Origin of the sequence: Shewanella mangrovisoli (assembly GCF_019457635.1) — a bacterium.
In the GTDB taxonomy this organism is placed as follows: Bacteria; Pseudomonadota; Gammaproteobacteria; order Enterobacterales; family Shewanellaceae; genus Shewanella; species Shewanella mangrovisoli.
On the sequence record NZ_CP080412.1, the window covers coordinates 4,016,021 to 4,032,975 of the forward strand.

The 16,955-nt window shown below is 47.9% G+C and carries 12 protein-coding genes; 4 read left to right on the forward strand and 8 right to left on the reverse strand.

All coding sequences use genetic code 11. The annotated features are described in order from the left end of the window. Positions 1-6 precede the first annotated feature (6 nt). Together K0H60_RS17500 and K0H60_RS17505 are read right to left on the reverse strand one after the other, a co-directional pair. Positions 7-2,193, reverse strand: a complete 2,187-nt coding sequence (locus tag K0H60_RS17500) for an OsmC domain/YcaO domain-containing protein (RefSeq protein ID WP_220056523.1) — start codon at positions 2,191-2,193, stop codon at positions 7-9. Positions 2,194-2,411: 218 nt separating this feature from the next. Continuing rightward, on the reverse strand, positions 2,412-2,654 hold the full coding sequence (locus K0H60_RS17505) for a hypothetical protein (RefSeq protein WP_126511924.1): 243 nt from the start codon (positions 2,652-2,654) through the stop codon (positions 2,412-2,414). Between the two features lie 274 nt (positions 2,655-2,928). Here K0H60_RS17505 and K0H60_RS17510 point away from each other — a divergent pair, with 274 nt between their 5' ends. Then, the gene (locus K0H60_RS17510; protein ID WP_220056524.1) at positions 2,929-4,593 is read left to right on the forward strand and encodes a methyl-accepting chemotaxis protein; all 1,665 of its coding nucleotides are present in this window, start codon (positions 2,929-2,931) and stop codon (positions 4,591-4,593) included. A 193-nt stretch (positions 4,594-4,786) separates the two neighbouring features. Here the strand turns inward: K0H60_RS17510 and K0H60_RS17515 are convergent, their stop codons facing one another. Next, positions 4,787-5,176, reverse strand: coding sequence for a ribosome recycling factor family protein (locus K0H60_RS17515; protein WP_220056525.1), 390 nt, complete (start codon positions 5,174-5,176; stop codon positions 4,787-4,789). A 304-nt stretch (positions 5,177-5,480) separates the two neighbouring features. Here K0H60_RS17515 and K0H60_RS17520 point away from each other — a divergent pair, with 304 nt between their 5' ends. The 3 genes from K0H60_RS17520 to K0H60_RS17530 all read left to right on the forward strand — a co-directional run bounded on the left by K0H60_RS17520 (position 5,481) and on the right by K0H60_RS17530 (position 9,144). After that, positions 5,481-5,726 carry a DUF3297 family protein gene (locus K0H60_RS17520; RefSeq protein WP_011624059.1) on the forward strand — a complete coding sequence of 82 codons (246 nt, stop codon included), beginning with the start codon at positions 5,481-5,483 and terminating at the stop codon, positions 5,724-5,726. A gap of 359 nt (positions 5,727-6,085) precedes the next feature. After that, positions 6,086-7,003: a nuclease-related domain-containing protein gene (locus K0H60_RS17525; RefSeq protein ID WP_220056526.1), complete on the forward strand. Its 918-nt coding sequence runs from the start codon at positions 6,086-6,088 to the stop codon at positions 7,001-7,003. 65 nt (positions 7,004-7,068) lie between these two features. Continuing rightward, complete coding sequence (locus K0H60_RS17530) at positions 7,069-9,144, forward strand: P-loop ATPase, Sll1717 family (protein WP_220056527.1); 2,076 nt, start codon at positions 7,069-7,071, stop codon at positions 9,142-9,144. Between the two features lie 327 nt (positions 9,145-9,471). Here the strand turns inward: K0H60_RS17530 and gcvP are convergent, their stop codons facing one another. From gcvP to ubiH, 5 genes are all read right to left on the reverse strand, one after another. After that, on the reverse strand, positions 9,472-12,360 hold the full coding sequence (gene gcvP, locus K0H60_RS17535) for an aminomethyl-transferring glycine dehydrogenase (protein ID WP_220056528.1): 2,889 nt from the start codon (positions 12,358-12,360) through the stop codon (positions 9,472-9,474). Positions 12,361-12,482: 122 nt separating this feature from the next. Beyond that, the gene (gene gcvH, locus K0H60_RS17540) at positions 12,483-12,872 is read right to left on the reverse strand and encodes a glycine cleavage system protein GcvH (RefSeq protein WP_011071083.1); all 390 of its coding nucleotides are present in this window, start codon (positions 12,870-12,872) and stop codon (positions 12,483-12,485) included. A 25-nt stretch (positions 12,873-12,897) separates the two neighbouring features. Further along, a complete protein-coding gene (gene gcvT, locus K0H60_RS17545; protein ID WP_220056529.1) occupies positions 12,898-13,992 on the reverse strand; it encodes a glycine cleavage system aminomethyltransferase GcvT in 1,095 nt (364 codons plus the stop codon). A 398-nt stretch (positions 13,993-14,390) separates the two neighbouring features. Continuing rightward, complete coding sequence (locus tag K0H60_RS17550; RefSeq protein WP_220056530.1) at positions 14,391-15,614, reverse strand: FAD-dependent oxidoreductase; 1,224 nt, start codon at positions 15,612-15,614, stop codon at positions 14,391-14,393. Between the two features lie 36 nt (positions 15,615-15,650). Beyond that, entirely contained in the window at positions 15,651-16,874 is a 1,224-nt protein-coding gene (ubiH, locus tag K0H60_RS17555; RefSeq protein WP_220056531.1) for a 2-octaprenyl-6-methoxyphenyl hydroxylase, read from the reverse strand. Between the last annotated feature and the right edge of the window lie 81 nt (positions 16,875-16,955).

Here is a 16,955-nt window from a genome sequence, read left to right on the forward strand (position 1 = left end):
TTGCGATTATTGCGCCGCTTTGGCCTTGCGGGCGGCGTGCAGTTTCTTATAGCTCTCGATTAAGCGTAAATGTGGCTCAATCCCTTCGAGCTGCATACTGGTCTTAGTTAAACCGCTGAAACGGACTTTACCAGTAACGCTGCCGACCACTTGTTCCATCACTTCCTCGCCAAACATGCGGGTAAAGCTATGGCTAAAGTCTTCGAGTTCAAGGTCTTCATCCAGCGTCACTTCCAGTACCGCGCTCATTGCTTGGAAGAACAGATTACGCTTCACGGTGTTGTCGTTAAATTGCAGGAACTCACCGACTAATTCCAGCGCCTCTTCATGCGCGCCGAGTGCCAGATAAATCAGGATCTTAAGTTCGATAATCGTCAACTTACCCCAGACGGTATTTTCATCGAAGACGATACCAATCAGGGTACGAATATCGGTGTAGTTATCGAGCTGACTTTCCTCTAAACGATTGACTAGGTTAACCAATTGCTTAGTGCTTAAAGAATGCAGATTCAGAATATCTTCACGGTAATCCAGCGCCTTGTTGGTGTTGTCCCAAATCAGGTCTTCTACTGGATAAACTTCTGAGTAATCAGGCACTAAAATACGGCAAGCCGATGCGCCTAATTCGGTAAATTCGGCGACATACACCTCTTTACCCAGCTCTTCTAAAATGCCAAATAAGCGGTCCGCTTCCTCTTGGTTAGTGCCAGAGAAATCCCATTCGCAGAACTCATAGTCATGCTTACTGCTAAAGAAGCGCCAGGAGATCACCCCCGTTGAGTCGATAAAGTGCTCAACAAAGTTTTCAGGCTCGCTCACCGCCATGCTGTTAAAGGTCGGTTTTGGCACATCGTTTAAGCCTTCAAAACTGCGACCTTGGAGTAATTCGGTCAGGCTGCGCTCCAATGCCACTTCAAAGCTTGGGTGGGCACCGAAGGAGGCAAATACCCCGCCGGTTTTCGGGTTCATCAGTGTCACGCACATCACTGGGAACTGGCCACCTAAGGAGGCGTCTTTCACTACCACAGGGAAGCCTTGTTCTTCTAAGCCCTTAATGCCCGCAAGAATGCTAGGGTATTTTTCTAACACCGACATAGGCACGTCTGGCAGAACGATTTCTTGCTCGATAATTTGGCGTTTCACCGCGCGCTCGAAGATTTCAGAGAGACACTGTACTTCGGCTTCTTTGATGTTGTTACCCGCGCTCATGCCATTGCTTAAGAACAGGTTCTCAATCAGATTCGATGGGAAGTACACAGTCTCGCCATCGGATTTACGGGTATACGGAATTGCACAAATACCGCGATCACGATTGCCCGAGTTAGTGTCGATAAGATGCGAGCCGCACAGCTCCTCATCGGGGTTATAAATCTCTAGGCAGTAGTCGTCTAACAGGCCCGCTGGCAGGGCGTCGTCTTCCTCGAGGGCAAACCATTTTTCGTTGGGATAATGCACAAACTCGCTGTTAGCGATCTCAACCCCAAAGAATTGGTCGTTATAGAAGAAGTTATTGTTTAAACGCTCGATAAACTCACCGAGAGCCGAGCACAGCGCGCTCTCTTTGGTTGCGCCTTTACCATTGGTAAAACACATGGGCGATGCGGCATCACGGATATGCAGTGACCACACATTGGGCACAATATTACGCCATGAGGAAATCTCAATCTTCATCCCCAGCTCAGCCAAAATGCCAGTCATATTGGCAATGGTCTGCTCTAGCGGTAAGTCTTTACCCAAGATATAGGTGCTGCTGTCGTCGCCTGGATGGCCCATCAGTATGGCATTGGCGTCGGCATCGAGGTTTTCAACGGTTTCGATTCTAAATTCTGGGCCAGTCTGCACGACTTTCTTCACTGTGCAGCGGTCGATAGAGCGCAAAATACCTTCGCGATCTTTATCCGAAATATCGTCGGGCAATTCGACATTGATCTGGAAAATCTGGTTGTAGCGATCTTCTGGGTCGACAATATTGTTTTGCGACAGACGGATATTGTCCGTCGGAATATCGCGGGATTTACAATATACCTTCACAAAGTAGGCGGCGCACAATGCCGAAGAAGCTAAGAAGTAGTCGAAGGGACTCGGCGCCGAGCCATCGCCCTTATAACGGATGGGCTGATCGGCCGTTACCGTAAAATCGTCGAACTTGGCTTCGAGTCTCAGGTTGTCGAGAAAATTAACTTTGATTTCCATTAGAATTTTTCCACTCAATATGCTCAAACGCGGTAATCGCATTCGTTACCGCACAGCATTGCCCTTGGGCGCTATCGTCTTGGGGGGAATTATCGGTGTTTTTCGCCCATTAGTCTTGGGTTAATTATGTTAAAAAAACACCAGCGGGATTTTTATGCCATGGGTTGCAAGCAGAGTAGTAAGATTTATTGCAGCATCCACTGTGGTTTAGCCAAGGCTTAATGCTCGGCACTGCCTTGCTTATCCGCCTCGCGTTTGACCAGTAAAAAGGTGAGATACATCTTTGTCGGCAGGGATAACGCCATGCCAACGGCAACGCAAACGGCGCTGATAATAATGCCTTTTACGCCCATGGCTTCGACGGTTTGATTAAAGTTATGCAGATAAATCCCAAGCATAATCAGGCACAGCCCAAGGCCAATGCAGATTTTTAACAGCGTGATCAGCCTTTGATTAGTCACAGTCCTGCCTTTAGTTGCGCGTCTTGTTTAAGCTCAAACAAACAAGCGCCGCCTATGTATAAAGATTAGCTAATATAATGAGCGCATTGGCTTATTTAGGCTTTGATTAAGATCAACGAAGTGACTCAGCCTGTCGTCCTCATCCTTAAGTCAAATACCATTGTGCACTTTTGTCGGTTACATTAGATTTTTGTTAACTTAAGCACTTAAGAATATTGGGGATTCGTTATACTGCCCTGCAATAATAAAGCGGCTTATTCCGGAGTTGTTGAACATGTCTAATTTCAGTTTACGTAACAAATTGCTCCTACTCGCACTGTTCCCGTTGATTCTGACCCTCATAGTGCTGATGACAGTTTCCTACCATGTCGAGCAATCGGCGCTTGCCGATGAAGTCACTACATTTAGAGAAAAGTTAATCGGTGAGCGTAAAACCCAAATCAAGGAAGCCACCCAAATCGCCGCAGGCATAGTGCAATACCAGCTATCGTTAAAAGAACAGGGCAATGTTAACCAAGCCCTACGTGATATTCGCTTTGGCAGTTCGGGCTACTTCTTTATTTATGATTCCCAAGGTAAAAACCTGTTCCATGCGGTCATGCCCAACCTCGAGGGGCAGAATAAAATCGATATGACCGACCCCCGCGGCACCAAGATCATTGTCGGCCTGCTCAATGCCGCCAAAAACGGTGACGGTAATTTCTCGTTCTATTTCCAGAAACCCAATACCAACGAGCAAATCGAAAAAATCGGCTACTCCATGATGATCCCAGGCACTGATTGGATGCTCGGCACCGGCGCCTATATCGACGATATCGATGCCGTAGTTGAGGATTACCGCACCACAGTGACCGAGCAGATGATCGATAAGTCCTACGCGATTTTATTGATTGCACTGTTATTAGCGGCCATTACCGCCGCCGTGATCTTAGTGACTGCCCAGCGCATGGTCACACCGATTAAAAACATGGCAGATAACTTAAACGATATCGCCAAAGGCGAAGGCGATTTAACCAAACGCCTTGCGGTGAAGGGCGACGATGAAATCGCTCAACTTGGCCGCTCCTTCAACCTGTTTGTCGATAAACTGCAAACCATTATCGGCGATGTGGCCCATGCCACCGCTAAGGTTAAAACCGCAGCCAATGCGATTCATGACCAAACCAAGGTGATGTCGCGCCAGCTTATCAGCCATAACAATGAGACAGATCAAGTGGTTACCGCCATTACTGAGATGTCTGCCACCGCGAGTGAAGTGGCGCAAAACACTACCCAAGTGGCCGAAGCGACCCACGCCGCCACGGGCGATGTGGCCAATGCCCAGCGCTGCGTCGATGCCTCGTTAGAGGAGATTTCGGCGCTGATGGCGCAAATCAACAATGCCGCCAGCAATATTCAATCCTTGAGTGAACAGTCGCAAAAAATTAATAGCGTGCTCTCGGTGATCGGCGGCATTGCCGAGCAAACCAACCTGTTGGCATTAAACGCCGCGATTGAAGCCGCCCGCGCTGGCGAGCAGGGTCGTGGCTTTGCCGTGGTGGCCGATGAGGTACGCAACTTAGCCAGCCGTACTCAATCAAGCACATTAGAAATCAACGAGATGCTATCTGAACTGCACAAGCTGGTGAGCTTAGCGGTTAAAACCATGGAAGAGAGTCAGCAGAGTTGTATACGCTCGGTGGATTCGTCCCGCGCCATCTCCGAAAGCTTAGGCTCAGTGACCTCGGCGGTCACCGCCATCAATGATATGAGTACCCAAATTGCCACGGCGGCGACCGAGCAAAGCTCAGTGACCGAAGAAATCAACCGCAATGTGTTCGCCATCCAAGAGATTGTGAATGAGCTGCTGCACTCCAGCGAAGAGGCGGCGAACGTGAGCCAAACCGTGTCGCAGGAAGGACTTAACCTCGGCAAACTCGTCGGCCAATTTAAGATTTAACGCCTCAGGCGTGATATTGGCGGTCGGCGTACGTCGATTCTGTGATAGTCGATGCGGTATCAATAGCTATCTTAACCACCTAAGGCCTCAAGCAATTGAGGCCTTTTTCTTGGTGGCTGCCAGCGAATAACCCAACATACGCTCAGGCTCGGTATGAGAACTCAGCCTCAAAGTTCGGCATCCACGCTCGGCATCAAAGTTCGGCCTCGAAGCGGGCAAGGCGCGCCTCGCTCATCGTGCATTGGGTTTGTTGCATCAGTTCGCCCAAGGTAATGGCGGGGTTTTGGTTGATCAGGCGAACCAACTTTGCGCCGAGTGGTTCAAGCTTATCGGCATGTTGTAATAAGCCGCTGTCGATCTTTTTGATCAGAAAGGCAAATTCGGCAGTATCACTCTGCGCTTTTAACTCGACGCAGCAGCTTTGAATCGCGATAGCCTGCCCTGTGATGCTCCAATTACGGGAGCGGCGCACCCGCTTAAGCTCACAGCCCTTTTGCACAGCAATCGCCTGCGCCCGCTTAACCGCCTCGCGGCCGATGCGATGGATAAGGGATGGCAAGGGAATACTAATATCATCGTGCATGGCAAGTTAACTATCGGGCCTTGGGTCGAATATGGGTGAATAACGGAGCGCGGCGCTAAGTCGTAAGCGCAAAGCACTAAGCATTTTGCGAGATGCCTTAAGCCAACGCCGCCAGAGTTTACCCTGCGGCGGGTGCGAACAAAAGACGATACAGACCCATGCAACAACTCACGCATCAACTCACGCTAAGCGCCGCTCGCCCAAGATAGCGGCTCAGGCGTCACAGACTGACAACAACAGTCCTTGAGCAAGGCGGCGGGATTGCCTACAATAACGCACTTTTTGTTCACTACAGATAACGACCATGACTGACACAACTTCACAACCCGCATTACCGGATCGTCTTTCGGTTAACCCACGCAGCCGCCACCATGTAGCTGAAGTCTTCCAATACGATGTGGGTATCCGCGTGAACGGTAAAGAACGTTTCGATGTTGAAGAATACTGCATCAGCGAAGGCTGGGTTAAAGTACCAAGCAAATCTTTAGACCGTCGCGGTCAACCTCTACTGTTAACCATCAAAGGCACAGTAGAAGCATTTTACCGTTAAGCACCCGCAGCTTTATGGATAATAACAACGGCCAATTCGATTGGCCGTTTTTATTTGCCCAGCATAACCCCAAAACGACCACCAATTCATCTCCCCAAGCATTCACAAGTTGTTATTTAAAATAAGCTTTTGTGATAAAACGCATTGATTAAACCGCATAGCGCGGGTTAAAGTGTGACCACTAAGGGAAATGCAGACACTCGAACGCCACTATCGAGCACGCTATTTAAGGACAAAGCAGCCAATCTGTACCATGCCGCCCCACTCTTAACAGCCTCCTCTGCCACCAAGGTATCAAGCACATTCAACATGTGTGTGTTATGGAATTAACGATAAACCTTTCTATTTCAAGGATGTAAATGGCAAATTTCGGCAGCAATCTATTATCCGTTGTAATTATTCTATCCAGCCTATTTGTCGGAGCAGGAGTGTTGCATGTGTTTCTTCGATACCGCGATGCAACACTAACCCTGCCCGTTGACCGTGAGCAGCTAACCCGCATTCCCGCCTATGGCTTACAAAAGCAAATCCAAGATCTGCAATTAGATTTAATGGGTTACATGATGATGGGAGCCATGATCTTTTGCTTCCCCTTTGCACTTAACAGCATTCAAGCTCATATCGCAGCAGGTAAATTCCCTTGGATGTTAAGTATTTCAGCGTTAATGGGCTTAAGCTATTGCAGCTTTAAAACGTGGAAAAACTTTTCCAAACTCACCAAATTACGCCTAGGGCATACGGCAGAAATCGCCACCGCCAATGAGCTTATCGGCTTACAAGCCTTGGGTTATCAAGTGTTTCACGATGTCCAAGCCGACGGCTTTAATATCGACCACCTCGTAATCGGCAAAAATGGCGTATTCGCGATTGAAACCAAAGGCCGCCATAAGCGCAATAAAGACCTACGCCAAACCAATGGCAATGGCTCAAACTCTGGCTCTAGTTCTGGTAAGAAAGGCTATGAAGTATTTTACAAAGACGGGCGCTTAAACTTCCCCTCATGGACAGAAACCAAACCCATAGAACAAGCGCAGCGCCAAGCTCAATGGGTCAGCCAATGGTTAACCAAAGCCACAGGCTCCCCCGTCGCCGCCACCCCAGCCCTAGTATTCCCCGGCTGGTATGTCACCAGTCAATCGAAACCACCGTTCCCGATCCTCAACCACAAACAATTAGTCGGAACGATCCCGAAACTGAAAACCCAAGATCTTACCCAGCAACAAGTAGACTCCATCATCTACCAAGTCGCCCAAAGATGCCTGAGTAAGGTGGAATAAAATTAGATAAGAATTAATGAACAATTACAAATAATATATTAAGAAATAATTACGATGGAATATATATGAAAGGCAATATACTCGGAGATATTAGAGCAGAAAATGATATTAGCATGCTCGAAATGACATTCTGGCAAACCACTGATTACAAAGCATTACTAGAATCATATGATAGGCCAATTGTAGTAGGTAGAAGGGGGACTGGGAAAAGTGCCTTAGTACATATGCTATCTAAGCATTGGGAGAAAAAAGCAAAGACACGAGTGCTCGTCATTACTCCTGTTGAAGAGCAAATAATTGGGCTAAGAGATGTCCTTAAATTATTTGGAGACAATTACTTGCATATAAAAGCAGGTAGTAAACTAGCATGGCGATATGCTTTATACATGGAGGTTATTGTTGATTTAGCAAATCACTACAAGTTAAAAAACTTTATCGACACTAAGTCTATTGAAAAACACCTTACAAGTTGGGGCGCTAAACGCCAAAATATTACAAGCAAAATAAGAAAAAAATTATTAAACATTATTGAAAATGAAAAAGGGAATAGAACTCCAGAATCCAGAATAGCGGATCTTTCTGATGAGTTTGAACTTGAATTATTAGAAGAGGTAATTCTTGAAGCAATGAATGAAAGCGGCTATCAAGTCGTAATTTTTTCAGACAAGCTTGATGAAGGATATACTCCTGACAACATGGGAGTAGCCATAGTTGATGGATTTGTACAATCAATAATAGACATAAAGCACTCTTTAGAGGAAAAAGTGGTAGCTTTTGCATTCATCCGGGACAATATATATCGAGCAATATCAAAAAATGATCCTGATTTCACGAGAAATATTGAAGGTCAGACATTAAGATTACATTGGGACGAATACAATTTATTTAATTTAGTATGTAATAGATTAAGAGCGGCCTTCAACTCTACCATCGAAAATAACACTAGGGTTTGGAACGCACACACAGCAGATGCACTTAGAGCGAGAGAAGGATTTAGAATAGCACTAAAGCTAACATTGTATAGACCAAGAGATATATTAGTATTATTGAATGATGCTTTTTTGAGAGCTGGAACTCAGAATAGAGACACTATCATTTATGATGATATTGATTGCACGGCAAAGCAAATATCTAACAATAGATTAAACGATTTACTTAAAGAATATGAAACTGTATTCCCAGCATTAGATGTCTTTACATCATGCTTTAAAAATACTAAGCCTGAAATGTTTGTCTCTGAAGCTGAAACATTAATCGAAAATCAACTTGATAGTTTACAATCAATATCAAAATTAACAGCACAAGACATTATTTTAAGTGATGAACCAAAACAAGTAATACAAAGACTATATAGTATTGGATTTATTGGCGTTTACAATCAATCATCTTCATCATTTGTTTTTTGCCATGATGGAAAAGAACCTGATAGAGACTTTTTACCATCAACAAAAATATTACTCCACCCCTGCTATTGGCTAGCTCTCGGAATAACAAATCAAGAGATAAAGCTAGAGCAGGCAGAAGATATTCATGATGAATATGACATTGAAGTTAGTGCTGTTGATAGTGAATTCCGCTCAAAAAGGATCGGAGCTCTTATGGCAGAATTAAATAGCATTCCAGAGGGACATATTGGTGCATCAGATTTCGAGTCATGGACAAAAAGAGCACTAACATTACTATTTGCAACTGATTTAGAGAATTTGGAATTACACCCTAACAAGAATAATTTACAACAGCGAGACATTGTAGCAACAAACTTAGGCTCGACTCCATTATGGAAAAGAATTTTGGATGACTATAATAGCAGGCAAATAATTTTTGAAGTAAAAAACTATAAAGATTTAACCTCGTCAGATTATAGGCAAGCAAACACATATCTATCTAAAGAATATGGAAGGATGGCATTCATTGTTTGCAGAGACATAAATAACAACCTATCAAAACATAAAGAATTAAATTGGGTTAGAGAACTCTACAACGACCATAACAAATTGATTATAAAAATTTCATCTAAATTTCTAGAAAAACAACTATCAAAAATGAGAAGCCCACAAAAACATGACGAACTTAGTAAAGAAATAAGCAAACTTTTAGACCAATATATTAGGATGTGGCTACCTAATAAATGTAAAGCTTAAAATTTGCAGGAATAACTCTTCACTCAATGGTTACGCCAGAACTAGCATTGTTGCACCAGTGACCTTCTAAAACATGGATGTTTTAGCAGAGCTTACAGGGATGTATTTACAGCGAGTCACTGGTGTAACAGTGCGAGAGCCTGCGGCAGGCAATTAGCAGCACAGTGCTATCCGCAACTTAAAAGTTAATTAGCGCCTTATGCAATCCGCAATAAGATTTTAGGTAATAAAAAAGCGACCTTGGGGTCGCTTTTTAACATTCATAATTGCGTCGTAGCCGAAGCTAACTCTTAGCAAGGGCTTGCTGTCGCAAGCCCAAACCAGCAATTACTCGTAGTCTTCCATCGGCACACACGCACAGAACAAATTACGGTCGCCGTACACGTCATCAATACGGTTCACGGTTGGCCAGAACTTGTTAGTACGCACTGCGGCACTTGGGAACACGGCGACTTCACGGCTGTATGGGCGTGAATCGAACGCTGGATCCATAATATCGGCCATAGTGTGTGGCGCGTTGTGCAGCGGGTTGTTGTCCGCTGGCCACTCGCCCGCTTCAACCTTAGCGATTTCGGCGCGGATTGACACCATAGCGTCGATAAAGCGGTCCAGTTCAACCTTAGACTCAGATTCGGTTGGCTCAATCATCAGCGTGCCCGCAACTGGGAAGCTCATGGTTGGCGCGTGGAAACCGTAGTCGTTCAGACGCTTAGCGATATCCATTTCGGTCACGCCAGAGGCTTCTTTGATGGGGCGCAAGTCGATAATACATTCGTGTGCGACGCGATCGTTACGGCCACGGAACAGTACTGGGTAGTGTTCAGACAGCTTCTTCATCACGTAGTTAGCGTTTAACAGCGCGGTTTGAGTCGACTTTTTCAGGCCGTTTGAACCGAGCAGCTTAATGTACATCCAGCTGATTGGCAGAATGCCAGCACTGCCGTATGGCGCGGCAGAGACTGCACCGTTGTTATCGCTTTCGCGGCCTGGTTTCACTACAACGTGACCCGCTACGAACGGCGCTAAGTGCGCTTTCACGCCGATTGGGCCCATACCTGGACCACCGCCGCCGTGTGGAATCGCGAAGGTTTTGTGCAGGTTAAGGTGCGATACGTCGGCACCGATAAAGCCTGGTGAGGTTAAGCCAACTTGGGCGTTCATGTTGGCGCCGTCCAAGTAAACTTGACCACCGTGCTGGTGCACTATGTTGCAGATTTCGCGGATAGATTCTTCGTACACACCGTGGGTCGATGGGTAAGTGATCATGATACATGACAGGTTTTCTGCCACTTCAGCCGCTTTGGCCTTCAGATCTTCTAAATCCACGTTACCTTGCTTGTCACAGGCAGTCACAACCACTTGCATACCGGCTAATTGCGCCGATGCAGGGTTAGTACCGTGGGCAGATTGTGGGATTAAGCAGATGTTTCTGTGGGCTTCGCCGCGAGACTCGTGGTATTTACGAATCGCCAGCAGACCCGCGTACTCACCCTGTGCACCAGAGTTAGGTTGGATACACACGGCATCGTAACCTGTGACATTCACTAACCATGAAGACAATTCTTCAATCAGTTGAGTGTAACCCTTGGCTTGATCCAGTGGGCAGAATGGGTGCATGTTAGCAAATTCTGGCCAGCTGACTGGGATCATTTCAACCGCAGCGTTTAACTTCATGGTGCACGAACCCAATGAAATCATTGAGTAGTTCAGTGCTAAGTCTTTGCTTTCGAGACGCTTGATATAACGCATCATCTCAGTTTCGCTTTGATAGCGATTGAAAGTTGGGTGGCTCAGGATGGCATCTTGACGCACTAAAGAAGCAGGAATCGATTGGCTACCTTGCGCCACGATTTGCGCATCTAAAGCAGCAACGTCTAAGCCATGGCCAGCACCTAAAATCACATCGAACAGGGCTTCGATATCGGTGCGGATAGTGGTTTCATCTAAGCTCACGCCGACGATGCCGTCAGCATCGAAACGCAGGTTCATTTCAGCGGCCAGCGCGCGCGCATTCACTGCTGCAACGTCTAAGCCTTTGATACTGATGGTATCGAACCAAGTGTTGTTCACTAAACTCACGCCTTTAGCTTGTAAGCCTGCGGCTAAGATATCGGTGAAGCGGTTGATACGTGATGCGATGGTTTTCAGGCCTTGTGGGCCGTGGAATACGGCGTAGAAAGACGCCATGTTCGCTAACAGAATTTGTGCGGTACAAATGTTTGAGTTGGCTTTTTCGCGGCGGATATGTTGCTCGCGAGTTTGCATCGCCATACGCAGTGCGCGGTTACCACGGGTGTCCTTTGACACACCGATGATACGGCCAGGCATAGAGCGTTTGTGCTCGTCACGGGCCACGAAGAAGGCCGCATGTGGACCACCAAAGCCCATCGGCACACCGAAACGCTGCGCGCTACCGAAGACCACGTCGGCGCCCATGGCACCAGGTGACTTGAGTAACACTAATGCCATGATGTCGGCAGCGACAGTCACAATCACGTTCTTCGCACGTAACTCGGCGAATAAGTCTGTGAAGTCAGTGATTTGACCGAAACGGTTTGAATACTGGAACAGGGCACCAAACAGTTCGTGATTTACTGCTTCATGGGCAGGACCTACCACCACTTCAAAACCAAAACACTCAGCGCGAGTCTTCACTACGTCTAAGGTTTGTGGGAATACGTCATCGGCTACGAAGAAGATGTTGGCTTTTTTGGCTTTAGACACACGCTTAGCCAGCGCCATCGCTTCGGCGGCGGCAGTCGCTTCGTCCAGCAGTGAAGCAGAGGCTAAATCTAAACCGGTTAAATCCATAGACACTTGTTGGAAGTTTAGAATGGCTTCTAAACGGCCTTGGGCGATCTCTGGCTGATATGGTGTGTACGCCGTGTACCAACCTGGATTTTCGAAGACGTTACGTAAAATCACATTAGGCACTTGGGTACCGTAGTAACCCATACCAATGTAGCTTTTGAAGACTTGGTTTTGTTTGGCTAAACCACGAATGTAAGCAATGCCTTCGGCTTCGCCGCAGGAATCACCAATGCTCAACTCTTGGCTTAAACGGATCGACTCAGGCACGATTTGCGCAGTCAGATCGTCCAGAGACTCAGCACCAACGTAGTTCAACATTTCTTGTTGTTGGCTGCTATCCGGGCCGATATGGCGACGTAAGAATAAATCGTGCTGTTCTAACTGAGTGAGGGTTTGCTTGGTCATGATAAACCTTGTTCCAGATTTGCCGTAGCTCAGGACTGTAGGGTACTGATAAACGGGCTATTGTTATGTCAAACTTGCGCTAAAACAAACGAAGCCCCTTGGGGCTTCGTTAGCGTCGACGATTATTCCTCGTCGATAACAGCTTGGTAACCTTCTGCATCGAGCAGAGCGTCAACTTCTGATTCATCAGAAGGCATAACGCGGAAGAACCAGCCTTCGCCGTAAGCGTCGCTGTTTACGAGCTCTGGAGAATCTTCCAGTGCTTCGTTGACGGCAATCACTTCACCAGAGATTGGCGCGTAGATGTCAGAAGCCGCTTTCACTGATTCTGCCACTGCACAGTCGTCGCCTGCAGTCACAGTGTCGCCCACTTCTGGCAGCTCAACGAAAACCATGTCACCTAACAGCTCTTGAGCATGCTCAGTGATACCCACAGTGTAGCTACCGTCTTCTTCCTTGCGGATCCATTCGTGTGAAGAGGCGTATTTCAGTTCTGTCGGAATATTGCTCATTGTTCTTGTTCCTTGTTCCGTTTTTTTAAAATGCTTGTTTACCGTTGCGCACAAAGTTTGGCGCTACTACTCTAACAGCCACGCGCTTTTTACGCATTTCGACTTCCGCCGTATCCCCAATCGAGTTAGGAACACGCGCCATCGCAATAGAATAGCCCAATGTTGGCGAGAAAGTACCGCTAGTGATCACGCCTTGCTGCTCAACACCCGCTGCATCGGTGAAAAATACTGGCATATCATGGCGTAACACGCCTTTTTCTTCCATCACCAGACCGACTAATTTGTCGGTACCCGCATCGCGCAGGGCTTCAAGTGCCTTACGACCGATAAAGTCACGGTCAGTTGGCTCCCATGCGATAGTCCAGCCCATGTTGGCGGCCAGCGGGTTGATGGTTTCGTCCATATCTAAGCCGTACAGATTCATACCAGCTTCGAGACGTAATGTATCGCGAGCGCCTAAACCACATGGTTTAACGCCTTGATCTAACAGAGCTTGCCACAGGGCTTCGGCTTCAGTTTCTGGCACGATAATCTCGTAACCCACTTCACCTGTGTAACCTGTGGTCGCAATAAACAGAGAACCTGCTTGCTTACCAAAGAAAGGTTTCATGCCTTCGATAGCGGCATTTTGATCGGCACTGAATACGGCGGCGGCTTTGGCCTTAGCGTTAGGACCTTGAACGGCGATCATCGCCAGCTCAGGACGCTCAGTCACAGTGACATCAAAACCTTGGGATTGTTTGGCGATCCACGCTAAGTCTTTTTCGCGGGTCGCGCTGTTGACGACAACACGGTAGAAAGTGTCGGTCAGGTAGTAAGTGATCAGGTCGTCGATGATGCCGGCATTGTTATCTAACATGCCGCCGTATAAGGCTTTACCAGGAACTTTAAGTTTGGCCACATCGTTTGCCAGCAACTTACGGAGGAATGCACAAGCGTCGGTTCCGGTCACATCAACCACAGTCATGTGGGACACGTCGAACATACCTGCGTCTTGACGCACGGCGTGGTGTTCTTCGATTTGTGAACCATAGTTGAGGGGCATATCCCAACCGTGGAAGTCGACCATCTTAGCGTTTGATTCTAAGTGCTTGTTAAACAGAACAGTTTTATTAGCCATTGTTATCCCTTTTTTGCGGCCTTTTTCAGGTCTCTGCCTAGCGTAGGGTGATACAAATCCGGCTAAATATCTGGCTAATCGGCATTTCACTTCCACGATGCATCAATTTGAAAGGGGTTCTTTCGGTCTCAATGCGTCTGTCACTGCAACGCCTGATTCGCTCTGAATTGATCAGATATTTATCGTGATTGGTATAAGTACTAGGGTCTAAAATGCGGCGAAATTATACCTTGCGTCACAAATTTGTATACAGGAGATTTTTCTAATCCGAAGCCAGTGTCATTAGATTTTCTCATCTTCAACATGTAATTTTTTTACATACGAAAGCGAGATTTGCGCAGCCTGCAATCAAATCGCTGATATTATCAGCAATTATGATTACATTAGCGCAACCGAGGCTAGCGACATAACTTGGGGAGTGAGGACTTATTGCCCATGGCCTGTTGCATGAACACTGTTTTCAGCCCAGCGACATTATCAACCAGGTTGAGTCCCAGATCGCGAATGGCTTTTTTAAGGGGATTGCTCCCCTCGAACAGACGCTTAAAGCCTTCCATCGCCGCAATCATCTCCATCGCATCGGCCTTTCGCCAACGCTCAAGGGCGCGCAGCTGGGCATAATCACCGATATCTTTACCCGCATCGTGTAGCTCGCCGATGACTTCGATAATGCTGGCGGCATCGAGGAAGCCTAAGTTTACCCCTTGGCCAGCTAATGGATGGATGGTGTGGGCCGCATCCCCCGCGAGCACCAAACGGTGGCGGGCAAAATGACGAGCGTAGCGCATCCGCAGCGGGAAGGCATGACGTTCACTTTCAAGCTTGCAAATGCCAAGGCGGCCATCGAAGGCGGCGGTGAGATTGCGCTCGAACTGCTCTGGCGCCATCTCGAGTAACTCGTTGGCGCGCTCAGGCGGCACTGACCAGACAATCGAGCAGAGGTTTTCTTCATATAAAGGTAAGAAGGCCAGCGGGCCATCCTGCAAAAATACTTGTCGGGCAGTGGCAAGGTGCGGCATTTCGCTGCGAATGGTCGCCACGATCGCATGGTGGCCATAATCCCAGAAGGTTAACGGGATCTTACATTGTTCGCGCACCCAAGAATTAGCACCATCGGCGGCAATCACGAGTGCGGCGCTGACACTTTCGATTTCAGCATCGGCACCATTGGCTAAGGTCAACCAAGCTTCGCGTTCACCAAAGGCGATACGCTCTATGCGTTGGTTTTCGATATGGGTGATATTATCAAATTCACTGGCACGCTTGGCGAGGGCGTAGCTGATGGCATCATTTTCGATAATCGCGCCAAGGCTAGGCTCACTGATGCTGCTGGCATCGAAGGCAATTTTGCCAAAGCCGTCTTTATCCCATACCGCCATTTTTTGATAGGGCGTCGCGCGGCTGGCATCGACATAGTGCCAAGCGCCGAGGTGCTCGAGCAAACGTTGGCTCGCCTTATTGATGGCGCTGACCCTAAGCCTTGGCTCACCGCTCACGGCTTGGGTGCTTTGGGCATCGATCACGACGACATTCAAGTTGGCCTGCGCCAATCCTATCGCGGTGGCGAGTCCCACCATGCCGCCACCCACAATGGCAATGTCATAGGCTTGTGAACTTAACATGGGTACATCCTTTTCGCGTTGCGATACCAGTAATGATTATTTCCAGCCCATCGCCTTCTGCGCGACGGGGGTTTTCAGTGGCGGGAACCAAGATAACAGACGCAATCCCAGATTACGTCCAAGGGCCAAGGGCCAATATTGGTTAGAGAAGCCACGGACTAAAAATTCAATATTGCGAATAGTGCTGTTTCTATCCACCTCACGCGCCTGTAAATAGCCATGGGTGACGGCGACACCGCCGATTTCCTCACCCTGCGCCAGCGCGCGTTGCAGCACATCGAGCAGACTGACGACATCCCGAAGACCCAAGTTAAACCCTTGCCCCGCAATCGGATGCAGAGTCTGGGAGGCATTGCCGATAAACACGCATCTATGGTGAATTGGCCTTGGCATGTAGGACAGGTTTAACGGATAAGCATGGCGCTCGCTGACGTCGATAAACTGCCCGGCGCGATAGCCAAAGGCATGCTGCAGCGCCGCTAAAAACTCGGCCTTGGGCGCAGTGAGCATCGCTTGGGCACGGCTATCGTCGAGTGCCCAGACGAGGGATAAACGCGGTTGGCCTTGGCTATCTGCCATCGGTAATAATGCCAGTGGGCCCGTCTCGGTAAAGCGTTCGTAGGCCCAGTGCTGATGCGGCTTATCGGTTTGTAGATTAGCGATAATCGCGGTTTGCTCAAACGCCACTTGGGTGATGGGCAAATTAAAACTGCTGCGCACCTTAGACTGCAAGCCATCGGCGGCGACCACCAACTTAGCGCAAATCCGCTCGCCGGAATCCAGCACCAACATGTGGCTGTCGATATCGGGGATTAACTCTGACAGTTTGGCAGGGCAAAAGAGCTTAACCTGAGTCTTGTGAAGCTCGCTAAACAGCACTTGGCCGACCCTTTCAAGCTCGACGACTTGCCCCAGCGCATCTAAGTGAAACTGACTGGCGTTGAGTTCCGTCATGCCAAAATGGCCGCGATCGGATACGTGGATATCCTTAATCGCCGTGCCTAAATGCGCCAGTTTCGGCCATAAACCTAAACGGGATAACTCGAAGATGGAACCATGGGCAATGGCGATGGAGCGAGCGTCAAAGCCGGGATGGCTGTTATCGGGAAGATGCGCCTCGATTAAGGCAATAGATAAAGGTTTTTCAGTGCCAGACAAACGCGCTAAGGCCAGCGCCAGGGTCGCCCCCGCCATGGCGCCACCAACAATGGCAATATCGACATTTTGAACTGAATTATCCATGTGCTCTGCTACCGTCATGGGGTTCTCATTCAAGCTATGGCATGGCTAAAAGCGTTTCGCCATCAGGATGTTAGATTTGAAACTCATTAAAGGCGGAAT